18 protein-coding genes are annotated in these 22,691 nt (G+C 72.5%); 17 read left to right on the top strand and 1 reads right to left on the bottom strand.

Features of this window, described 5'->3' with window-relative positions; genetic code table 11:
* Positions 1–114: 114 nt before the first annotated feature.
* The 16 genes from QRN56_RS26710 (at position 115) to QRN56_RS26785 (ending at position 20,977) form a co-directional block, all read left to right on the top strand.
* The gene (locus QRN56_RS26710) at positions 115–1,422 is read left to right on the top strand and encodes a citrate synthase (RefSeq protein WP_285108403.1); all 1,308 of its coding nucleotides are present in this window, start codon (positions 115–117) and stop codon (positions 1,420–1,422) included.
* 145 nt (positions 1,423–1,567) lie between these two features.
* On the top strand, positions 1,568–1,987 hold the full coding sequence (locus QRN56_RS26715; RefSeq protein ID WP_285108405.1) for a MarR family winged helix-turn-helix transcriptional regulator: 420 nt from the start codon (positions 1,568–1,570) through the stop codon (positions 1,985–1,987).
* A 110-nt stretch (positions 1,988–2,097) separates the two neighbouring features.
* Positions 2,098–2,583, top strand: a complete 486-nt coding sequence (locus QRN56_RS26720) for a hypothetical protein (RefSeq protein WP_285108407.1) — start codon at positions 2,098–2,100, stop codon at positions 2,581–2,583.
* Entirely contained in the window at positions 2,580–2,843 is a 264-nt protein-coding gene (locus tag QRN56_RS26725; protein WP_285108408.1) for a hypothetical protein, read from the top strand. The genes QRN56_RS26720 and QRN56_RS26725 overlap by 4 nt, the downstream gene beginning before the upstream one ends.
* Complete coding sequence (locus QRN56_RS26730; protein ID WP_285108409.1) at positions 2,840–3,181, top strand: rhodanese-like domain-containing protein; 342 nt, start codon at positions 2,840–2,842, stop codon at positions 3,179–3,181. The genes QRN56_RS26725 and QRN56_RS26730 overlap by 4 nt, the downstream gene beginning before the upstream one ends.
* A gap of 76 nt (positions 3,182–3,257) precedes the next feature.
* A complete protein-coding gene (locus tag QRN56_RS26735) occupies positions 3,258–6,506 on the top strand; it encodes an FtsX-like permease family protein (RefSeq protein ID WP_285108411.1) in 3,249 nt (1,082 codons plus the stop codon).
* Positions 6,506–9,352 (top strand): FtsX-like permease family protein, encoded by a 2,847-nt coding sequence (locus QRN56_RS26740; protein ID WP_285108413.1) that lies wholly within the window; start codon positions 6,506–6,508, stop codon positions 9,350–9,352. Before QRN56_RS26735 ends, QRN56_RS26740 begins: the two co-directional genes overlap by 1 nt.
* Before the next feature lie 15 nt (positions 9,353–9,367).
* Positions 9,368–10,384, top strand: coding sequence for an ABC transporter ATP-binding protein (locus QRN56_RS26745; protein WP_285108414.1), 1,017 nt, complete (start codon positions 9,368–9,370; stop codon positions 10,382–10,384).
* Positions 10,381–11,082, top strand: a complete 702-nt coding sequence (locus QRN56_RS26750; protein WP_285108415.1) for an ABC transporter ATP-binding protein — start codon at positions 10,381–10,383, stop codon at positions 11,080–11,082. The genes QRN56_RS26745 and QRN56_RS26750 overlap by 4 nt, the downstream gene beginning before the upstream one ends.
* A gap of 97 nt (positions 11,083–11,179) precedes the next feature.
* On the top strand, positions 11,180–11,683 hold the full coding sequence (locus tag QRN56_RS26755) for a hypothetical protein (protein WP_285108417.1): 504 nt from the start codon (positions 11,180–11,182) through the stop codon (positions 11,681–11,683).
* 391 nt (positions 11,684–12,074) lie between these two features.
* Positions 12,075–13,766: a peptide ABC transporter substrate-binding protein gene (locus QRN56_RS26760; protein ID WP_285108419.1), complete on the top strand. Its 1,692-nt coding sequence runs from the start codon at positions 12,075–12,077 to the stop codon at positions 13,764–13,766.
* Between the two features lie 153 nt (positions 13,767–13,919).
* A complete protein-coding gene (locus QRN56_RS26765; protein WP_285108421.1) occupies positions 13,920–14,846 on the top strand; it encodes an ABC transporter permease in 927 nt (308 codons plus the stop codon).
* On the top strand, positions 14,839–15,798 hold the full coding sequence (locus QRN56_RS26770) for an ABC transporter permease (protein WP_285108422.1): 960 nt from the start codon (positions 14,839–14,841) through the stop codon (positions 15,796–15,798). The genes QRN56_RS26765 and QRN56_RS26770 overlap by 8 nt, the downstream gene beginning before the upstream one ends.
* The gene (locus QRN56_RS26775; RefSeq protein WP_285108423.1) at positions 15,795–17,540 is read left to right on the top strand and encodes a dipeptide ABC transporter ATP-binding protein; all 1,746 of its coding nucleotides are present in this window, start codon (positions 15,795–15,797) and stop codon (positions 17,538–17,540) included. The genes QRN56_RS26770 and QRN56_RS26775 overlap by 4 nt, the downstream gene beginning before the upstream one ends.
* Before the next feature lie 202 nt (positions 17,541–17,742).
* The gene (gene typA, locus QRN56_RS26780) at positions 17,743–19,686 is read left to right on the top strand and encodes a translational GTPase TypA (RefSeq protein WP_502928847.1); all 1,944 of its coding nucleotides are present in this window, start codon (positions 17,743–17,745) and stop codon (positions 19,684–19,686) included.
* 85 nt (positions 19,687–19,771) lie between these two features.
* Positions 19,772–20,977: a PIG-L family deacetylase gene (locus tag QRN56_RS26785; RefSeq protein ID WP_285108425.1), complete on the top strand. Its 1,206-nt coding sequence runs from the start codon at positions 19,772–19,774 to the stop codon at positions 20,975–20,977.
* A 73-nt stretch (positions 20,978–21,050) separates the two neighbouring features.
* Here QRN56_RS26785 and QRN56_RS26790 read toward each other — a convergent pair whose 3' ends face one another.
* Complete coding sequence (locus QRN56_RS26790; RefSeq protein ID WP_285108426.1) at positions 21,051–21,620, bottom strand: LURP-one-related family protein; 570 nt, start codon at positions 21,618–21,620, stop codon at positions 21,051–21,053.
* A 57-nt stretch (positions 21,621–21,677) separates the two neighbouring features.
* Here QRN56_RS26790 and QRN56_RS26795 point away from each other — a divergent pair, with 57 nt between their 5' ends.
* The gene (locus QRN56_RS26795) at positions 21,678–22,076 is read left to right on the top strand and encodes a hypothetical protein (RefSeq protein WP_285108427.1); all 399 of its coding nucleotides are present in this window, start codon (positions 21,678–21,680) and stop codon (positions 22,074–22,076) included.
* Positions 22,077–22,691 lie beyond the last annotated feature (615 nt).

Raw genomic sequence — 22,691 nt, forward strand, 5'->3', positions numbered from 1 at the left:
CGATGGATTGGAAAAACTAAAGCAGGGCGCGATACTGTCGTGCCCCAGGTCGACGCTGTCCCGACACCTTTCTTTCACAGCAGCGTCCCTCGTGCGCCACTCAGGAAGGAAGACATGACCTCCACACCGCTGGACGGCTCGAGCCGCGTCGAGCTCGCCGTCGACGGAACCACTCACACCCTGCCTGTCGTCGCTGCCAGCGAGGGCAACGACGGCATCGTCGTGTCGTCGCTGCTCAAGGACACGGGTCTGGTCACGGTCGACCCCGGCTTCATGAACACGGCGTCGTGCGAGTCCTCGATCACGTACATCGACGGCGACGCCGGCATCCTGCGCTACCGCGGGTACCCCATCGACCAGCTCGCCGAGGCCTCCGGCTTCCTCGAGGTGGCCTACCTGCTCATCTACGGCGAGCTGCCGAGCACCGCGGAGCTGGACGCGTTCACCGAGCGCGTCAACCGGCACACCCTGGTGCACGAGGACTTCCGCACGTTCATGGGAACGTTCCCGCGCAACGCGCACCCGATGGCGGTGCTCGCCTCCGCGGTGAACGCGCTGTCCACGTTCTACCCGGAGTCGCTCGACCCGGCGGACGACGAGCAGGTCGACCTGGCCACCGTGCTGCTGCTCGCCAAGACGCGCACCATCACGTCCTACCTGCACCGGCGCCGCGTGGGCGAGCCCCTGCTGTACCCGGACTACTCGCGCGGCTACGTCGAGGACTTCCTGCGCATGACGTTCGCGACGCCGTACGAGGCCTACGAGGCCGACCCGGTGATCGTGGACGCGCTGGAGAAGCTGCTCGTGCTGCACGCGGACCACGAGCAGAACTGCTCCACGTCCACGGTGCGAGTGGTCGGCTCGTCCAACGCGACCTTGTACGCCTCGGTGGCCGCGGGCGTGAACGCGCTCTCGGGCCCGGCGCACGGCGGGGCCAACGAGGCCGTGCTGACCATGCTGGAGAAGATCCGCTCGGGTGGCGAGACCGTCGAGACCTTCATGGAGAAGGTCAAGAACAAGCAGGACGGCGTGCGCCTGATGGGCTTCGGCCACCGCGTGTACAAGTCCTACGACCCGCGCGCCGCGATCGTGAAGAAGTCGGCGGACGAGGTGCTCGACAAGCTCGGCGCCAAGGACGAGCTGCTCGACATCGCGCGCGGGCTGGAGGAGATCGCCCTCTCGGACGACTACTTCGTGGAGCGCAAGCTCTACCCGAACGTCGACTTCTACACGGGCCTCATCTACAAGGCCATGGGCTTCGAGCCGGCCATGTTCACGCCGCTGTTCGCGCTGGGCCGGATGCCCGGCTGGATCGCCCAGTGGCGCGAGATGATCAAGGACCCGCAGACCAAGATCGGGCGCCCGCGCCAGGTCTACACCGGCGCCACCGAGCGCCCGTACGTCCCCGCGAACCAGCGCTAGCACGTACGACGGCGGCGACGTCGCCGTCCTGATGTCACGAGGCCCCCTGGCCTGGTGGAGCCGTCCGGCCCACCACGGCGAGGGGGTCTGCGTCATGTCCGGGCTGCCGGACGCCGGCGGCGGCCGCCCCGGATAGCCTGCTGCCATGCCCGAGAAACCGCCGTTCAGCCCGACGATCGCCCTGCTGACGATCGGCCGGGTCTGGGACGCCGCGTTCGCGGACGCGCTCAAGCCGCTCGGCCTCACGACCCGCAAGTACGGCCTGCTGGGACACATCCGCGCCACGCCGGGGGTCTCGTTCAGCGAGCTGGCCCGCCGCTCGCGCATCACTGTGCAGAGCGCGCACACCGCCGTGGCCGCGTTCGCGGCGGACGGCCTGGTCGAGGACACCACGGCGCGCGCGGGCGCCGCGTCGCGCCTTCGGGTGACCGCGGCCGGCGAGCGGCTGCTGGGCCAGGCGGCGGAGCGGGTCGCCGTGCTCGACGCCCGGTTCGCCGAGGAGTACCCCGTGCTCACCGAGGCGCTGCGGCGGCAGATCGAGGAGCACATGGCGCGGAGCCGGTGACGCGGAGCCGGTGACGCGGGGCCGGCGAAACGGAACGGCTGGTCCGTTCCGGGGCCACGCCAACCTTCAGGTGGTCTGAAGCATGGCCATCCTTCAGTTAGGCTGAAGGTATGGAGAATCTGCTGCTGTCCGCGCACGTGCTCGCGGGCATCCTGTTCGTCGGCCCGGTGGCGGTGACCACCAGCCTGTTCCCGCGTTTCGCGCCGCTGTCGGCCGGCGCGGCCGATCCCGCCGCGGGCCCGGCCGGAGACCCCGCGGAGCCGGATGCCCGGTCCGGGCGCAGCGCCTCGGTGGCGCGGATGCTGCACGGCGTGACCCGGGTCTACGGCGTGCTGGCCCTCGTCGTACCCGTGATCGGCCTCGTGCTCGCGGCCGTCCAGGGACGCCTCGGCGAGATCTGGGTGGTCGTGGCGATGGTGCTCACCGCCGTCGCGGGCGGCCTGCTCGCGCTGCGGATCGCGCCGGGCCAGCGCGCGGCCCTCGACGCGCCGGGCGACGCCGCCCGGCTGCGTGCCCTCACCCTGCTGACCGGTGTGTTCAACCTGCTGTGGGCCGCCGTCGTCGTGCTCATGGTCGTGCGGCCGGGGTCGGTATGAGGCCGCTGCTGCGCACGCTGGAGGTGCTCTCGGTGCTGGAGCTCGTGAGCATCGTGCTCCTGCTCGGCAACCTCGCCACGGTGCACGTCGACGGCGTCGCGTCGGCGCTCGGCCCGGCGCACGGCGCGCTCTATCTCGCGGTGGCGGTCACGGCGCTGCTCGGGGAGGGGCTCCTGCCCCGAACGCGGCTCCTGGCGCTCGTCCCGGTGCTCGGCGGCGTCTTCACCCTGGTCAACGTGCGGCGGGAGGCGCGGCGATGAGCATCCGCCACTACGTCCGGCGGCCGCCGGAGGTGAGTGCCGCCGAGGCGATGCGGCTCGTCAGCGAAGGTGCCCTCGTGGTCGACGTGCGCCGGGAGCGCGAGTGGCGCGACCACCGCGTCCCGGGGGCGCTGCACCTGCCGCTGACCGAGCTGGAGGCGCGGGCCGACGAGCTGCCCGACGACCGGGTGCTGATCGCCTTCTGCACGGGTGGTCTGCTCTCCCGGGGCGCGGCCAACCTGCTGACCGAGCTCGGGTTCGACGCGGTGAGCCTCGCGCGCGGCCTCCTGGGATGGCGCGCCGCGGGCGGAGCGCTGGAGGGCGAGCGCGCCGGCTGAGCGGCGTGACCGGATCGTTGCCCGGGGCGCCCCTAGTTTCGTCGTGCGTGTCACAGGGCCGGGCTACCTTGGCCCCGTGAGTCGAGCCACCCTCCTTGCCCGCCGGTCCACGGCGCACCGTGGGCTGCTCGCGCTCGTCTGGCTGCTGGTGGCCGTGCTGACCGGCGCCCTGGGCGTGACGGTCGGCTGGACGCAGGCCGCGGCGACGGCGGGAGCACGCGACGGGCTGGCCGCGGCCGAGCCCTCAGGGCGGGCGCTGCAGCTCGCCACCCGTCTCGCGGACGGTGCCGAGGCCGACGCCCAGGACGCGCGTGTGCAGGAGGTGCTCGCGGACCTGCTCGACGGCGTGCCGCACCGGGTCGCCTACGACGTGCGGACCGAGGCGCAGTACACGACGGACGCCGACGGGCACGACCTCGGCCGCTGGTCGGTGGCGCTCCTGCCGGCGCCCTCGCGGCAGGAGGCCCTGTCGGGCGCGGGGGCGAGCGGCGTCACCCTGGTCGACGGCGCCTGGCCGGCCGCCGCGGACGAGGCGGCGGTCCAGGCCGACGCCGCGGAGGCCGCCGGGCTGGCGGTCGGCGACCGGGTCCGGATCGGCGTCGACCCCGAGGACCCCGCGGGCACCGGTACGGCGGTCACGATCACCGCGACCTGGCGCGTCACCGCGCCCGACGACGCGGGCTGGCTCGGTGACCCGAGCGTGCTCACCGGGTCGGACGGCGCGTACCCCGGTCCCGTCGTGGTGAGCGAGGAGGTGGTCGCCGGGCTGGACACGGACCCGTTCGCGCGCTGGACGGTGGTGCCCGACGGCGCCGCGCTCACCCCCGAGGACCTGCCCGCCCTGGCGGCGCTGACGTCCGAGGTCGACCGCATCCTCGGCGAGGACACGGACGTCGCGCCCCGCGGGCTGACCGTCACCGGGACGCTCGACGTGATCGCGGCCGACCTGGGGGCCGGGCTGCGTGCCGCGGACGGCGTCGCGCTCGTCCCGTTGTGCCTGCTGGCCCTCGTCGGCCTCGTCGCGCTGGTCCAGGTGGCCCGGCTGCTGGCGGCCACCCGGGAGGGGGAGGTCGCGCTCCTGGTCTCCCGCGGTGCCGCGCCCGGCACCGTGACGGCCGCGGCCGCGGTGGAGGGCGCGCTGCTCGCGCTGACCGCGGCGGCGGCGGGCGGGGTCGCCGCCTGGGCGGCCCTGCGTGCGGTCGTCGGCTCCGAGGCGGGCGCGGCGGTCTCCGTCAGGACGCCCCTGGCCGTGGCCCTCGCGGTCGCGGTGGCGGCGACCGCGACGCTCGTCCTGGTGGCGGCACTGCAGGTGCAGGCAGCGGTGCGGCGCCAGGTGACCGACCGCTCGGGACGCGTACGTCAGGTCGCGGCGCTCGGCACCGTGGTGCTGACCGTGGCCGCCGCCGCGGTCAGCGTGACCCAGCTGCTGCGCTACGGGTCGCCGCTCGTGTCCACGCCCGGCGGCCTGCGCACCGACCCGGCCGCCGCCGCCGCACCCGCGCTCGCGCTGGCGGCGCTCGCCGTGGCGGCCATGGCGGTGCTCGGCCCGGCCACACGGTTGTGGGCGGGGCTGGCCGGACGGTCGCGCGGCGTCGTCGGGCCGCTGGCCGCGCGGCAGGTGGCGCGCCGGATCGTCGTCTACGTGGTGCCCGTGGTCCTACTCGTGCTCGCGGGCGGGGCCGCGACCCTGGCCGGCGGCTACACGGGTACCGCGGAGCGCCTGCGCGCCGACGTCGACGTGCTCGCCAACGGCGCCGACGTGCGCGTCACGGCACCCGAGAGCGGGCGCCTCGACCCGGCGCCGTTCCTCCCGGGCACGACGGGTCCGGGCAGCACCGCCCGCGCCGCGGCGCCCGTGCTGTCCGGGACGGCCTACTCCGACGGCCTGCCGGTCGCGATGCTGGCGCTGCCCGCCGCCGCCGTGCCGAACGTGGTGCGCGCGCCGGAGGAGGTGCTCGACACCGCGGCGCTGGCCGACGACCTCGCGAACGACGCCTTCGCCGGCGCCCCCACCCTGGTCGGCGACGCCCGCGACATCGGCGTCACCGTGCGCGGCCGGATCCACGAGACCGTCGAGACGGACCTGGTGGGCTGGGCGCCGCGGCACCAGCTCGATCTGTCGTTCGTGCTCGCCGCCACCGACGGGACTCTGGCCACCGTCGACCTCGGGCGGCTCACGGAGGGTGACGGCGGCGACGGCACCCTCGGCGAGCGCGAGGTCGCGCAGGAGCTGAGGGGCGAGGTCCCCGCGCCGCCGCCGGGCCAGACGTGGCGGATCGCGGCACTGGACGTGGACACCCGACCCGGGTGGTCGATCGCGGAGGTGACGCTCGCCGTCGACGGCATCACGGCGGGCGGGCTGCGCGTCGACCAGCCGGTGTGGACGCCGTCCGCGACCTTCGACGGCCCGACGGGCCTGGAGCTGACCCAGGGGGAGGCCGCGTTCAGCATGGCCCTCGGCGACGGCGTCTCGGGCGCGAACCGGCTGCGTCTCCTGACGACCCCGGACGCCGGCCCCGTCCCGCTCCTGGCCTCGTCCTCGCTGGTCGAGTCGCTCGGCGTCGCCACGGGCGACGTCTTCGAGCTCACCCTCGGCGCGACGCGCCTCCCCGTGGAGGTCGTGGCGTCGTCCGGCACCGTGCCCGGGGCGCTCGAACCGTACGCCGTCCTGGTGGACCGCGCGGCCCTCGCCGCCGTGCTCGTGCGCGACGTGAACGACCCCGCGCTCACGAACGAGGTGTGGCTCGCGGCCGGGCCGCCCGGTGCCGCCGCGCCGGCAGGGGCCGTGGCTTCTCTCGCCCAGCAGGCGACGGACGCCGCGGAGGCCGCCGGCCGCAGCAGCCGGGAACGGCCGACCGTGACGACACCGGGCTACGGCTCCACCGACACGTCGGTGCCGGTACGCGTCTCGTTCTGGCTCGCCGCGGCCGGGGCGGCCGTGCTCGCGCTGGCGGGCGTGCTGGCCGTCGCGGTGGCCACCCTCCGGGAACGGCGCGGCGAGGTCATCGTCCTGCGCGCCGTGGGGCTCGGCCCGGCGGCACAGGGCCGGGCGCGGGCCGCGGAGCTCGTGACCGTCGGGATCGTGGCGCTCGCCGTCGGCGCGGTCGCCGGCTGGGCCGTGGCCCGGCTGGTCGCGGGCGGCCTGGCCGCCGCGACCCTGACCGGGATCGACGCGGCGCCGCCCGCGCGGTTCCTCCTCGCGACCGGGGGCACCGGCCTGGTGCTCGCCGCCGCCGTGGCCGGGCTGGTCCTGGTCGCGGTCGGGGTGGGCGGGCGCGTCACCGCGCAGGCCCGCGACACCACCTACCGCGAGGAGGTCCGCTGATGGGCGCACTGTCCGGGCTCGGCCTGCTCGCGCGGCGACAGCTGCGCACCTCCTGGGGTGCGACGGCCGCGCTGGGCGTGGTCGCGTTCCTCGCTGCCGGGGTGCTGTCGACGGCGCCGCGCGCCGTCGCGACCATGCACGCGGACCAGGTCGTCTACGAGACCGCGACGGCCTCGGGCCCGGCCCGGGACGTGATCTCGGTGGCGGGCTCGATCCCCGGCCAGGCGCCGACGGGAGGCTTCTACGACCCGGGCAGCATCGGGAGCGGCGTGCCGGAGGAGCCGGACTGGACGCCGTTCGTCGAGAACCTGGACGCCGTGCGCGCCGAGACCCCCGACCCGCTGCGCTCGGTGATGGGCGCTCCGCTCTTCCACGTGACCTCGACCGAACCCGCGTACACCGCCCCGGAACGCAGCTCCGACCTGGCCGAGGCCAAGGTCTTCCTCCGTACGGCCCCGGACCTGGCCGAGCACGCCGAGCTGGTCGAGGGGCGCTGGCCCACCGCGACCGCGGGGCCCGTGTTCGTGGGGGACGAGCAGTCGATCAGCCAGCCCACGGAGCGGGCGCCGGCGTTCGAGGTCGCCGTGTCGCGCGCCGTCGCCGAGACCTACGGGTGGGAGCTCGGCGGCCGGTACGACAACCTGTCCGGCTCCGGCGTGATCGCCCTGGCCGGCCGGTACCCGTCCCTCGTCGTGACCGGGATCTTCGAGACCGGCGACCCCGACGCCGACTACTGGCTGCACCACGCCCTGGGGGCCAGGGCCTCGGTGATCGCCGACCCGAACCGCGGCCTGCTCGGCACCGCGACCGCCTACGTGGACCCGGCCATGATCACGCCGCTGACTCTCGGCGTGGCCGAGACCCGCGTCTGGTACACGGTGAGCACCGACGGCCTGACCGCCGCCGACGTGCCCGTGCTGCTGGCCCAGATGAACGGCCAGTCGGCGAGGACGTTCCTCGTCCCGGCCGGCCCCGACGACCCCACGCCGCTCCAGCTGCGGCCCACCAGCCGGCTCACCGAGATCCTGGAGAGCCTGCTCGCGCAGCGCACCGGGGTCGACGCGATCGTCGCCGTCCTCGCCGTCGGTCCGCTCGGCGCCACCGTCGCCGTGCTGGCGCTGGGGGCGCGGCTCGTCGTCGACCGGCGGCGGTCCGCGCTCGCCCTGCTGCGCGCGCGTGGCGCGTCCGGCACCCAGGTGCGGCTGCTCATGGGTGGCGAGGGACTCGCCGTCGGGCTCGGCTCGGCGGCCGCCGGGTTCGCGGCGGGTCTCGTGCTCTCGGCCGCCGTCGGCGTCGACGCCCCCGTCACCGTCGCCCAGGTCCTGCTCGCGGTGGCCGCGGGCCTCGCCCCGGCGGTGGCTCTCGTGCTCGCCACGTCTCCCGCCGGCCTGCGTCCCACGCGGGCCGACCTCGCGCCGCGCTCGCGCAGCCGGGTGCGCTGGGTGCTGGAGGTGCTCGTCGTCGCGGGCGCCGCGCTCGCCGCCTGGCTGCTGCTCTCGCGCGGGGTCGTGGCCGGCTCGGGCTCGGGCGCCGGGGCCGGCGTCGACCCGCTCGTCGCCGCGGCGCCCCTGCTGGTCTCCCTGGCGCTCACGCTGCTCGCCGTCCGTGCCTATCCCTGGCTCGCGCTCGCGGCCGAACGGGCGCTCGCACCGCGGCGCGACCTGGTCCCGTTCCTCGGCGCCGCGCGCGCCACGCGCGACCCGGCCGGCGGCCCCGTCCCGGCGGTCGCGCTCGTGCTCGCGGTGGCCGTCGCGGCGACCTCGGCGGTGCTGTACTCCACGGTCTCCGGCGGCGTGGTCCGCGAGGCATGGCGCGCGACCGGCGCTGACCTGCGTGTTTCCGGGCCGGTCGTCGACGAGCCGGTGGCGGAGCAGATCGCCGCGTTCGACGGCGTCGCCGCCGTGTCGCCGGTGGGCGACGTCGGCGACGGCCTGCTCCAGGGCGCGGGTTCCTCGCCCCGGGTCGAGGTGTGGACGGTGGACGCGGCGGAGCTGGTGGTGGCGCAGCAGGACGTCGAGGGCGCCCCCGAGACGCTGGACGGGCTGGCCGGGTCGGGCGGTGCGGACGGCGACGGGGCGCTGCCCGTGATCCTCACCCCCGGCGCGGCGGGCCCCGGCGTCGGACCGGGCACCACCGGGGTCACCCTCACGACGCAGGAGGGGAACGTGCCCGTCCGGATCGTCGACGTGGTCGACGAGCTGCCGGGCCTGCCGGCGGGCCGCTCGCTCGTGCTGGCGGACGCCGACCGCCTCGCCGAGGCCACGGGCGACGTCAGCTACGCGCGCCTTGCACTCGTGGGCCTGACCGACGACGCCGACCGCGCCGCCGTGACGGCCGAGATCTCGCGGCTGCTGCCGTCGTCTGTCGTGGAGGACCCGGACCAGGAGGCCGACGCCGTCCTCGCGGCGCCCGTCTCCGGCGGGCTGGCCATCGCGTTCGTGCTGGCCGTGCTCCTCGCGGGGCTGCTGTGCGCGGGGGCCGTGGTGATGACGCTGATGCTCGCCGCCCCCGCGCGGGCCCGGCTGCTGGCCGTGCTGCAGACCCTCGGCCTCTCGCCCCGGCTCGGCCGCGGGCTGGTCGGCTGGGAGATCGGACCCTGGGCGGTGGTGGCGCTCGTGGTGGGCGCCGTGCTCGGCGTGGTGGTGCCGGAGCTGGTGCTGGCCGCCGTGGACGTCACCGCGCTGACCGGCGGCCCCACCCAGCCCGACGCGAGGTACGACCCGCTGCTGCTGGGCGCGGCCGCCGCCGGGTTCGTCGTGGTGGTGCTGGCCGCGGTCGGTGTGGCGGCGGCGCTGAGCCGCCGCGGTGAGGTGGCCGCCCAGCTCCGGATGGGGAGCAACGACTGACATGAGGGAGATCCGATGAGCACGACCATCGAGCTGACGGACGGCGGCGCGCCGCCCGCGGCCGGCCCGGCGGGCGGCGGGGAGATCCGCTGCGCCGACCTGGTGCGCATCTTCGCCACCGACGGCGTGGAGGTGCAGGCGCTGCAGGGCCTCACGCTGACGGTCGAGCCGGGGGAGATCGTCGCCGTCGTGGGCGCGTCCGGGTCGGGCAAGTCCACGCTGCTGACCATCCTGTCGGGCCTGGACACGCCGACCGGCGGGTCCGCGGTGGTGGCGGGCACCGACCTGCTGACGATGGGCCACGCCGAGCGCGTGCGGTACCAGCGCGCCACGGTCGGCTTCGTGTGGCAGCAGACGTCGCGCAACCTGCTGCCCTACCTCACGGCGAGCGAGAACGTGCGCCTCCCGCTCGAGCTGGCAGGCGCGCTCCCGAGGCGGGAGCGCGCGCGTCGCGTCGAGGACCTGCTCGACCTGCTGGAGGTCGGCCACGTGGCCGGGCGGCGGCCCGGCGAGATGTCCGGCGGCGAGCAGCAGCGCACCGCCATCGCGGTGGCCGTGGCGAACAACCCGCGTGTGCTGCTGGCCGACGAGCCCACGGGCGAGCTCGACGAGACCACCTCGGTCGAGGTGCTGGAGGCGCTGCGGGGCGTGAACCGGGAGACGGGGGTGACGACGCTGATCGTGACGCACGACCCGACCGTGTCCGAGCACGTCGCCCGCACCGTCCAGATCCGCGACGGCCGCACGTCGACGGAGACGCTGCGGCGTACGGAGGTCGACGAGCACGGCGCCGAGCGGCACGTCGCGGAGGAGTTCGCCGTGGTCGACCGGGTCGGCCGGCTGCAGCTGCCACAGGACTTCGTGCACGCGCTCGACCTGCGCGACCGCGTGCGGCTGGCGCTGGAACCGGACCACGTGGGCGTGTGGCCGGCGGCGCCCGGCCAGGCCGCGGAGCCGGGTGGGCCCGGCTCGCCGGCCGACCACGACCCGCTGGCCGAACCCGCCCAGGCCCCCACCGAGGAGGACCGATGACCACCACGACCCCGGCCCGCACCGTGCTGCGCGCCCAGGGCCTCAGCCGGGTGTTCGGCACCGGCGCGGGCGAGGTGCACGCGCTGTCGGACGCGACCCTGGAGGTGGCGGCGGGCGAGCTGCTCGTGGTGCGCGGCCCGTCCGGTTCGGGCAAGACGACGCTGCTGAACCTGCTCGGCGGGCTGGACCGGCCGACGTCGGGCAGCGTGTGGCTCGCTGACGCCGAGCTGACCGCGCTGGGGGAGAAGGCCGTGCTCGCGGCCCGGCGCGACCGGATCGGCTACGTGTTCCAGTCGTTCGGCCTGGTGCCCGTGCTGTCCGCGGCCGAGAACGTCGAGGTCCCGCTGCGCCTGCGGCGCACCCCGCAGGGCGAGCGTTCGCGACGGGTGGCGGAGGCGCTGGACGCCGTCGGCCTGACCGGGCACGCGAAGCAGCGGCCGTACGAGCTCTCGGGCGGGCAGCAGCAGCGCGTGGGCATCGCCCGCGCGCTCGTGGCCGACCCGGAGGTGCTGCTCGCGGACGAGCCCACCGGGCAGCTCGACTCGGGCACGGCGGCCGTGGTGATGGACCTGCTGGCCCGGGTGGTGCACGAGCGCGGCGTGGCCGCCGTCGTCTCCACCCACGACCCCGAGCTGATGGCGCGCGCGGACCGCGTGGTGGAGCTGCGTGACGGACAGGTCGCCGCCCAGGCGTCCTAGCGGCAACGTCCGGTCCTCGCCTGGCGGACCAGGTTTCACCCCCTGACACTTGTCGTGCGGTTGCTGGATCCTTTCCACCCACGCAAGGAGAAACGCCATGGCAAGCACTCCTACCGCCCGGCCGAACATGCGACGACACCTGCGAGTGTTCCTGGCGGCAGCCCTCGCGGTGCTCGCCTTCATGGGGGCGGCCCAGCCCGCGTCGGCGGCCTTGGTCGTCCTCAAGAAGGTGGGCAGCCACACGTCGATCTGGACCACCACGAGCTACGTCACGGCCACCGACTACAAGGTGACGGTCTCGGTCATCCCGACCTTCACCCAGCACACGAGGCGCTCGGTGAAGCTGACCACCTTCAAGATCTGCTTCTCGACGACCTACGACCGCGGGCACGCCGGGGCGGCGATCTCCCCGATGATCACCGACAACGGCACGGGCTGGGCCAAGGACTGGCGCTTCCGCTCGTTCCGCAGCGGCGACTGCAGCACCTACACCGTGAACCGCGTGTTCAACAACAACCGCACGGACCACATGTTCCGGATCGAACCGAGGATCAGTCACCCGATCGTGGGCGGCAGCACCACGGCCGGCTACGAGCGCTGACAGACCGAGGCGGTCCTCGGTCGTCTCGCGGACGGCCGAGCACCGCTTCGTCCCGCGTCGGGCCGGTTCGTCCCGTGCCGGCCGCGCGGAGCGCCTCGGGCGCAAGGCCTGGTCGGAGAGGTCATCGCCTCGGGCAACGGGTGAATTTCCTGCTCCGAGCCCTCACGGCACCCGTGTTACGGCCGTGAGAACCACCTGGTCAGAACTGTTACTCGGTGTTACCCGTGTATACCGAGATGGTCACAACTCGGTGGAGTTTCTCGGGTGGTGGTCATCGGCACGTCCAGGGAGCGGTTACGTTATTCCGTGATACCACGGGGCGCAACGAAGCGTCCGCATCGCTCCGGACGGCATCCGCCGTGCCGGGGTGTACTGCTACCCAGGAGGACACGTGACACCTCGTAAGCGACTTGTGGGGCTGGGCGCGTTCGCGCTCGCCTCGTCGCTCGTGCTGACCGCTTGTGGCGGTGGCAACAGCGGCGACGAAGCGACCGGCGACGGCGCCAGCACCGGGATCGTGACGATCAGCAACGGCGAGCCCCAGAACCCGCTCGTCGGGTCGATGACCAACGAGACCGAGGGTGGACTCGTCGTCCAGCAGCTCTACTCGGGCCTCGTCTACTACGACGCCGAGGGCGTCGTGCACAACGAGATCGCCGAGTCGATCGAGTCGGACGACAACCAGACCTGGAACATCACCATCCAGGACGGCTGGGAGTGGTCCGACGGCACGCCGGTCACGGCGGCCAACTTCGTGGACGCGTGGAACTGGGCGGCCTACGGCCCCAACGGCGCCAAGGGCGCCGGGTTCTTCGACCCCATCGAGGGCTTCGCCGAGACGCAGGGCGTTCCTGAGTTCGACGAGGAGGGCAACGTCTCCGGCATGGCCGAGGAGCCGACCGCGGAGACGCTGTCGGGCCTCGAGGTCGTCAGCGACACCGAGTTCACGGTCACGCTGGGCCAGCCGGAGTCCGACTTCCCGATCCGCCTGGGCTACTCGGCGTACTTCCCGCTGCCCGACGCGTACTACGACGACACCGCGGCGTTCGGCGAGAAGCCGGTCACCAACGGTCCGTACGTGCTGGAGAGCTGGGAGCACGAGTCCGAGATCAAGCTGGTCCCGAACGAGGCCTACAACGGCCCGCGCAAGGCCCAGAACGGTGGCCTCGACTTCATCGTCTACACCGACGAGAACACCTCGTACGCCGACCTGCAGGGCGGGAACCTCGACATCCTCGAGAACGTCCCGACCTCGGCGATGAGCACCTTCGAGGAGGACCTGGGTGACGGCGCCATCAGCGAGCCGTCGGCCAGCTTCGCGGCCCTGACCGTGCCCGAGTGGCTCCCCGAGTTCCAGGGCGACGCCGGCCTCAAGCGCCGTCAGGCCCTCTCCATGGCGATCAACCGTGAGCAGATCACGGAGACGATCTTCGCGGGCACCCGCATCCCGGCCACCGACTTCACGTCGCCGGTCATCAACGGCTGGACCGGTGAGATCCCGGGCAACGAGGTCACCACGTACAACGCGGAAGAGGCCAAGAAGCTCTGGGACGAGGCCAACGAGGAAGACCCGCTGCCGGACGACTACGTCCTGACGATCAGCACCAACACGGACTCCGACCACCAGGCGTGGGTCGAGGCCGTGTGCAACGGGTACATCAACGACCTCGACATCAACTGCGAGATGACCGGTTACCCGACGTTCGACGAGGTCCTCAACGAGCGTGACAAGGGCCCGGACGGCAAGGTCGACGGTCTGTTCCGTGCCGGCTGGTCGGCTGACTACCCGTCGCTGCAGAACTACCTCGGCCCGCTCTACAGCAAGGCGGCGCTGGCCGGCTCGAACGACGGCCGGTACGAGAGCGACGAGTTCGACGCGGCGCTCAAGACGGCTGCGGCCGCCACCTCGCTGGACGAGGCCAACGAGCTCTACAACAAGGCGCAGGAGATCCTGTTCAAGGACCTCCCGGGTATCCCGCTGTGGTACTACTCCACGACGGCCGGGCACTCCGAGAACGTGGACAACGTGGAGTTCGGCTGGGACAGCATGCCGCTGCTGTACGAGGTCACCAAGTCGGAGTGACTGTGATCACGTCCGGTCCGCCGGCGTGACTCATCACCCCAGGTGACGGGCGGGGCGCGTGAATCACGCGCCCCGCCCTCCACTGTGCGGAGCCACAACACCGGGTGACGTCCGGGAGAATGTTCCGCAGCCATCAACCAAGGAGACCTACGAATGCTCTGGTACATCGGACGCCGGCTGCTGCAGGTGATCCCCGTGTTCCTCGGCGCCACGCTGTTGCTGTACGGGCTGGTGTTCCTGCGCCCCGGCGATCCCGTGGCCGCGCTGGGCGGCGAACGTGGCCTGTCACCAGCTGCCGAGCTCGCCATCCGCGAGGCGTACCACCTGGATCAGCCGTTCCTCATGCAGTACCTCTACTTCCTCAAGGGTGTCTTCACCTTCGACATGGGCGTCACGTTCACCGGCCGCCCGGTCGTCGAGGTGATCGCCCAGGCCTTCCCGGTGACCTTCCAGCTCGCCCTCATGGCGATCGTCATCGAGACCGTCTTCGGCATCGGCTTCGGGCTCTGGGCCGGCGTCCGCAAGGGCAAGCTGTTCGACTCGACCGTGCTGCTCTGGAGCCTCGTGCTCATCTCGGTGCCGACGTTCGTGATCGGCTTCGTGATGCAGGCCGTCGTGGGTGTCCAGCTCGGCTGGCTGCCGATCACCGCCGGCCGTGACCCTGATTTCATCAGCCTGCTGATGCCCGCGATCGTGCTCGCCACGACATCGTTCGCCTACATCCTGCGACTGACACGGACGTCAGTCGTCGAGAACATCACGGCGGACTTCGTGCGGACCGCTCGGGCCAAGGGCCTGCCGCGCGACAAGGTGATGTCGCGCCACGTGCTGCGCAACTCGCTGATCCCCGTGGTCACGTTCATCGGCATCGACCTGGGCAACCTCATGGCCGGCTCGATCGTGACCGAGGGAATCTTCAACATCAACGGCGTCGGCGGAACCCTCTATCAGGCGATCATCCGCGGCGAGAACGTGACGGTGGTGTCGCTGGCTACCGTGCTCGTCATCGTCTACATCTTCGCCAACCTGCTCGTGGACGTCTTCTACGCCGTCCTGGACCCGAGGATCCGTTATGCCTGAGAACCGCTACGAGAAGACTCCCCGCCCGGGGCAAGAGCACTTCGTCGCGCCTCCGGAAGTAGTCAAGGTCGGCGTGATCGACGCCGTCGACACGTCCGAGACGCCGAGCAGCCTCTGGTCCGACGCCTGGCGCGACATGCGTCACCGGGCGTTGTTCTGGGTGTCCGCGGCGCTGATCGTGTTCGTCATCCTCATGGCGGTGTTCCCGGGGCTGTTCACCTCGACCAGCCCCACGGAGTGCCACCTCGAGGACTCGCTGGGCGGGCCCACCGCGGGCCACATCTTCGGGTTCGACAAGCAGGGCTGTGACATCTATGCCCGAGCGGTCTACGGGGCACGCGCGTCGGTCACGGTGGGCATCCTGTCCACGCTGTTCGTCGTCGTGATCGGTACCCTCATCGGCGCGATCGCCGGCTACTTCGGCGGCCTGCTCGACACGCTCCTGTCCCGGTTCACCGACATCTTCTTCGCCGTGCCGTTCGTGCTCGCCGCGATCGTCATCATGAGCCTGCTGGACGACCGGAACGCGGTCGTCGTCGCTGTCGTGCTGGCGGTGTTCGGGTGGACGTCCATCGCCCGGATCACACGCGGTGCGGTGCTCGGTGTGAAGAACAACGAGTTCGTCACCGCCGCCAAGGCGCTCGGCATGGGCCGGGGCGCGATCCTCGGCAAGCACGTGCTGCCGAACTCGGCCGCGCCGATCATCGTCTACGCGACGGTCGCGCTCGGTACGTTCATCGTCGCGGAGGCCACGCTGAGCTTCCTCGGCATCGGTCTGCCGACGTCGACCGTCTCGTGGGGCGGCGACCTCGCCAAGGCACAGACGTCGATCCGGGTCGCCCCGGAGATCATGATCTACCCGGCGACCGCGCTCGCGCTGACCGTGCTGAGCTTCATCATGATGGGCGACGTCGTACGCGACGCCCTCGACCCGAAGGCGAGGAAGCGATGACCACCACGATCACCCTCACCGACGGGACCACCGAGGACGCCCCGGTGCCCGTCGAGAAGCACGACGACACCACTCCGCTGCTCGAGATCAAGGACCTGCAGATCTCGTTCACCACGGCGACCGGCACGGTCGAGGCCGTCCGCGGCGTGGACCTCACGGTCTACCCGGGGCAGTCCGTGGCGATCGTGGGCGAGTCGGGTTCCGGCAAGTCCACGACGGCGCACGCGATCATCGACCTGCTGCCGGGTACCGGCAAGGTGACCGGCGGGTCCATCTCGTTCGGCGGGCGCGAGCTCGTCGGACTGGGGCGCAAGCAGTTCGAGGACCTGCGCGGCCGGGAGATCGGCCTGGTGCCCCAGGACCCGATGTCCAACCTGAACCCGGTGTGGCGCATCGGCGCACAGATCGACGAGGCGCTGGTGGCCAACGGCTTCCAGGGCGGCAAGGCGGAGCGCACCGCGCGCGTCGCCGAGCTGCTCAGCGAAGCCGGCCTGCCCGACGCCGACCGGCGTGCCCGCCAGTTCCCGCACGAGTTCTCGGGCGGCATGCGGCAGCGCGCGCTCATCGCGATCGGCCTGGCCTCGCGGCCCAAGCTGCTCATCGCGGACGAGCCGACGTCGGCACTCGACGTGACGGTCCAGAAGAAGATCCTGGACCACCTGGAGGGGCTGACCGCGGAGCTCGGCACAGCCGTCCTGTTCATCACGCACGACCTGGGCCTGGCCGCCGAGCGCGCCGAGCACCTCATCGTGATGTACAAGGGCAGGGTCGTGGAGTCCGGCCCGGCGGCGCAGATCCTCAAGGACCCGCAGCACGAGTACACCAAGCGCCTCGTGTCGTCGGCCCCGTCGCTGGCCTCCCGCCGCATCCAGTCCGCGCACGAGCGCGGGCAGGAGGCGGACGACCTGCTCGCGGAGCACGCCGACGAGGCGGAGACGACGGCGCCCGACGTCGTCGTGGCGAAGGACCTGACCAAGGTGTTCCACATCCGTGGTTCCCGGCCGGGTTCGCACACCGACTTCACCGCGGTGGACGGCATCAACTTCACGCTGCCCAAGGGTCACACCCTGGCGCTCGTGGGTGAGTCGGGCTCCGGCAAGTCCACGGCGGCCAACATGGTGCTGGGACTGCTCGACCCGACGTCGGGCACGGTGATGTACGACGGCAAGGACGTCACGAAGATGTCCGCGAAGGAGCAGTTCTCGCTGCGCCGTCGGGTGCAGCCGGTGTTCCAGAACCCGTACGGCTCGCTCGACCCGACCTATTCGATCTACCGGTCGATCGAGGAGCCGCTCGTCCTGCACAAGGTGGGCGACCGCAGGTCCCGCGAGGCGCGGGTGCGCGAGCTGCTCGACATGGTGTCGCTGCCGCAGGCGACGATGCGCCGGTTCCCGAACGAGCTGTCGGGCGGGCAGCGGCAGCGCATCGCGATCGCGCGTGCGCTGGCGCTCAAGCCCGAGGTGCTCGTGCTCGACGAGGCCGTCTCGGCGCTCGACGTGCTGGTCCAGGCGCAGATCCTGACGCTGCTCAACGACCTGCAGGCCGAGCTCGGGCTGTCCTTCCTCTTCATCACGCACGACCTGGCCGTGGTCCGGCAGATCGCCGACCTCGTGGCCGTGATGAAGGACGGCAGGATCGTGGAGCACGCGACCACCGACGAGGTGTTCGACAACCCGCAGCAGGAGTACACGCGGGACCTCCTGGCCGCGATCCCGGGCGCGAGCCTGGAGATCGGCGGCTGACCCTCCGCGGTCCCGTGAACGCGAAGACCCTCAGGCCGCCCCGGCGACCTGAGGGTCTTTCGCGTCGGGGGTGTTCACCGCACAGTGACACGGTCGACACCTGGGGATTTCGATTCGCGGGTAAGATGGTTGGTGCTGCGAGACCGGTCCCCTTCGGGCCAGAGTCCGCGCCCCTGACCTCCCTTCTGGAAATGAGTGCTTCGTGACCGTGCCTGCAACCGCGCCGACCTCGGCCCGTGCGACCCGTTCCGACCTGCGTAACGTCGCGATCGTGGCCCACGTCGACCACGGCAAGACCACGCTCGTGGACGCCATGCTCAGGCAGGCCGGGGCGTTCGAAGCCCGTCAGCACCTCGAGGACCGGGTGATGGACTCCGGCGACCTCGAGCGCGAGAAGGGCATCACGATCCTCGCCAAGAACACCGCGATCCGGTACTCCGGTCCCGCGGCGGCGGCGAACGGTGAGTCCGAGGGCATCACCATCAACGTCATCGACACCCCGGGCCACGCCGACTTCGGTGGCGAGGTCGAGCGCGGCCTGTCGATGGTCGACGGCGTCGTGCTGCTCGTCGACGCGTCCGAGGGCCCGCTGCCCCAGACCCGCTTCGTGCTGCGCAAGGCTCTTGCGGCCAAGCTGCCCGTCATCGTCGTGGTGAACAAGGTGGACCGCCCGGACGCCCGCATCAGCGAGGTCGTCGCGGAGACCACCGACCTGCTGCTCGGCCTCGCCGGCGACCTGTCGGACGAGGTCGAGGACCTCGACCTGGACGCCATCCTCGACGTGCCCGTCGTCTACGCGTCGGCCAAGGCCGGCCGCGCCTCCACCGACCAGCCCGCCGACGGCGGCCTGCCGGACAACGAGGACCTCGAGCCGCTGTTCGCGACCATCCTCGAGAAGATCCCGGCCCCGACCTACGAGGAGGGCGTGCCGCTGCAGGCGCACGTCACCAACCTCGACGCGTCGCCGTTCCTCGGCCGTCTCGCGCTGCTGCGCATCCACAACGGCACCCTGTCCAAGGGCCAGAGCGTCGCGTGGGCCCGCCACGACGGCACCCTGCAGAGCGTGAAGATCACCGAGCTGCTGGAGACCAAGGCGCTCGACCGCGTGCCGACCGACAAGGCCGGCCCCGGCGAGATCGTCGCCGTCGCGGGCATCGCCGACATCATGATCGGCGAGACCCTCACGGACATCGACGACCCGCGCCCGCTGCCGCTCATCACGGTGGACGACCCCGCGATCTCGATGACCATCGGTATCAACACCTCCCCGCTCGCGGGCAAGGGCGGCAAGGGCCACAAGGTCACCGCCCGCCAGGTCAAGGACCGCCTCGACTCCGAGCTCATCGGTAACGTCTCCCTGAAGGTCCTCCCGACCGAGCGTCCCGACGCCTGGGAGGTGCAGGGCCGCGGTGAGCTGGCGCTGGCCATCCTGGTGGAGCAGATGCGCCGCGAGGGCTTCGAGCTCACGGTCGGCAAGCCGCAGGTCGTCACCAAGACGATCGACGGCAAGGTCAACGAGCCGATGGAGCGCATGACCATCGACGTGCCCGAGGAGTACCTCGGCTCGGTCACGCAGCTCCTCGCGCAGCGCAAGGGCCGCATGGAGACCATGACGAACCACGGCACCGGCTGGGTCCGCATGGAGTTCATGGTCCCGGCGCGCGGCCTCATCGGCTTCCGCACGCAGTTCCTGACCGACACCCGCGGTACGGGTATCGCGGCGTCGATCTCCGAGGGCTACGAGCCCTGGCACGGCCCGATTGAGTCGCGCAACACCGGCTCGCTCGTCGCCGACCGCTCCGGCAAGGTGACGCCGTTCGCCATGATCAACCTGCAGGAGCGCGGCTCCTTCTTCGTGGACCCCACGCAGGAGGTGTACGAGGGCATGATCGTCGGCGAGAACTCGCGCAACGAGGACATGGACGTCAACATCACCAAGGAGAAGAAGCTGACGAACATGCGGTCCTCGACCGCCGACAACTTCGAGAACCTGATCCCGCCGCGCAAGCTCACGCTCGAGGAGTCGCTGGAGTTCGCGCAGGAGGACGAGTGCGTCGAGGTGACCCCCGAGGTCGTCCGCATCCGCAAGGTGCTCCTGAACGCCACCGACCGCGCCCGCGCGACGGCACGCGCCAAGCGCGGCTGACCTCCCCGCGTCGCTGAGTGCTGGATCTTCGCCCATGAACAGCCGTTCCGGGGGCGAAGATCCAGCACTCAGTGCTTTTCCCGACGTGGCTCTTGCTGCCGGGGCTCTCTCGGGGGGCCTGCTGGCCGTGCACGCCCATCCCGACGACGAGACGCTGTCGACCGGGGGACTGCTGGCGGCCTTCGCGGCCGCCGGGCTGCCGGCCCGCGTGGTGACCTGCACGCGCGGGGAGCGCGGCGAGGTCATCGCCCTCCCCGGGACGACGTCGGAGGGCCGGGCCGGTCTGGAGGGCGACGGTCCCGCGCTGGGCGCCTACCGGGAGACCGAGCTGGCGCGCGCGCTCGTGGCCCTGGGCGGCGGTGCGGACGGCGCGGTCGAGCGGGTCTTCCTCGACTCGCTCTCGCGGGTGGACGCGCAGGTCAGCCGGGTTGTGGGCGTTGGTTCCCGGCCGGACGGCGACGCGGTCCCCGGACTGGTTGCCGGCGCGGTCTCTGAGCCTGCTGTCCCGGTGCGGTACGAGGACTCCGGGATGGAGTGGGTGGCGCCCGGTGTCGCCGGTCCGGCGCCGGACTCCCCGCCGACGGCGTTCGCGCGGGTTCCGCTCGACGAGCCGGCGGGACGGCTTGCGGTGCTGATCCGCACGACGCGCCCCGCCGTCGTCGCGACGTACGAGCCCGGCGGGGGATATGGGCATCCCGACCACGTGCGGGCCCATGAGGTGACGGTCCGCGCGCTGCGGCTCGCGGCGGACCCGGTCTGGCGGCCGGGCGGCGGTGAGCCGGTGCAGGTGGCCGAGCCAGGCGGCGGCGTCGGACGGCAGGACGAGCCCTGGGCCGGTGCCGAGCTGTGGCAGGCGGTCGCCCTGGCGGACGAGGTGCGTGCGGCGCGGGCGACGCTCGCCGGCCTGCCGGAGGCGACCGCGCTCGCCGCCGCCGAGGGCCTGACCCTGGCGGACCCGCACGAGGACCTCCCGCCGCTCGCGAGGAACGACCTCCCCGGATGGTCGGTAGAACGTCAGGTGATCGGCACCTCGGACCGCCGATCGTCTGACGTTCCACCGATCACGTCGGTGGGCCGCGGGAGCGGCGGGGAGCGGGTCGTGCGGGTGGACGTCGGTGGGGTGCTCGAGCGGGTCGTCGCGGCCATGCGGGCCCACGCCACACAGGTGCAGCACGCGACGGTTCTCGCGCGGCCCGAGGGTTCGGTCGCCGGGTGGTACGCCCTGTCCAACGGGGTGCTGGCGCCGATCCTCACGACCGAGACCTACGTCGTCGTCGATCCCCCCGTCTGACGAGCACGCCGTGCGCCCGCCTCGACGGTGATGGCGACGGTGCGGTCGGTTCGCAGCCGCCGCGCGTCCCCGCTCAGCGCTCCTGGAGGGCGTCGAGGCCGATCGCCATGGCGGTCACGAGCCGGCGGTCGAGCCGCGGGTCCTGGATGGTCACGACGTACCGGTCGCGCAGGCCCCACTTCTTCTCCACGGTGAACGCCGGCCGGCCGTCGATCACGAAGTCGAAGTGGTACGGCAGCCAGGCGATCTCGACGAGTCGCCGGATCACGGCCACGCCGAGGCTCCGCTCGGTCCCGGTGGCCACACCGAGGCCGGGCTGCTCGACGTGCCAGGTGCTGCGCAGCAGCGACTTGGCGAAGTCCTTGCGGAACGTGCCGATCGGGGTGTCGCCCGCGTCGACGACGTCGTACGTGGCGCCCAGGTCGACCACCTGGCGGGCCTTGAACCCGAGCACCGACTCCTGCTTGGTGTCGTCGGTGTAGAGCGTGACCTGCTCACGGAAGGCCATGCGCTTCTGCTGGGCGAACGCGTAGAGGTCACCCTCGGAGCCGTCCGGCCGGGCGCCGCGTACCTCGTACTGGTTGACCAGCATGCGGATCCGCTGTCGAACGATGAGCTGCGTCTGATCCTGGAGCGTATTCACCCGCGGAGTGTTCCACACATGCAGAGTCCTCCCAGGTGGATGCTGGAGAATGCTCGGGTGAACTCATCCCGACGCCCGCTCGGACGGACGATCGTGCGCACTCTTCTGGCCGTCGCGCTCGGCGTCGTGATGGGCGCTCTCGGGACGGTGGTGCACCGGTACGGGGCCGATTCCCTGTACCTCGGACTGATCCTCGCGTTCGCGCTGACGGCCGCGGCTGGCGTGCTCGCGCGCGCCTGGGCCGGTTATGGCACGCTGCTCGGGTTCGGTGTGGGCTGGGTCGGCATCGTGCAGGCCCTGTCGCTGCCGGGCTCCGGGGGCGACGTCGTGGTCCCGGCCGGCGTGCTCGGCATGGTCTGGTCGTACGCGGGGGTGGCGATCCTCGCCGTCGTCGCGTTCCTGCCGGCCTCGTGGTTCGCCGAGGTTCCGGCCCGCCGGGATCGGTCCGCTGCCTGACCTCTGCGGTTCTTCGCAGGGTGCTTCAGGATGGTGGGCAGGATTGATACGAAACCTCCACCTCGAGGCGTCCGGTACGCGGCCTTGGGCAGGATTCTCGCTGGATAGGATGCCCGGCAGGGCGACTCCGTCCAGCGGAATCGCCGCGGGTCAGGTGCGCCCTGGGGGGACGCGGAGAGCCCGCGTCTCGGGTAGTTGCACGGAGCGTGCCGATGGGTCAGCCGACCGAGCGTGACGAACCGCTCGAGCCGACATCAGACGATAACGCCGGGGCTCAACCTGCCCCGGCCGTACCGCCTCGCTTGTACCAGAAACGCCCTGGCAGCGTGCCGCGACAGTCGTCGCAACCCCCGGCACGTCCGTCGGCCGCCCAGGCCGCGCAGCCCGCAGTACCGGCCGGTCGACCGACCGCTCAGCCGGTTCCCCGATCCGCAGACAAGGTCGAACCTGTGACCGCTCCGGAACAGTCCGAGCCCACCAAGGCCCCGTCCGTCCCCGCCGTACCGCCGGCGGGGGTCCCCGCCGCGCGCGCCGACGCCGCGCCCGGCAACGCTCCGGGCGTCGCCTCGGACGTCGAGGCGCGCGCCGTCGGTGCCGCCGAGCCCGCCGGAACGC

This window comes from Promicromonospora sp. MEB111 (genome assembly GCF_030209445.1).
GTDB lineage: Bacteria > Actinomycetota > Actinomycetes > Actinomycetales > Cellulomonadaceae > Promicromonospora.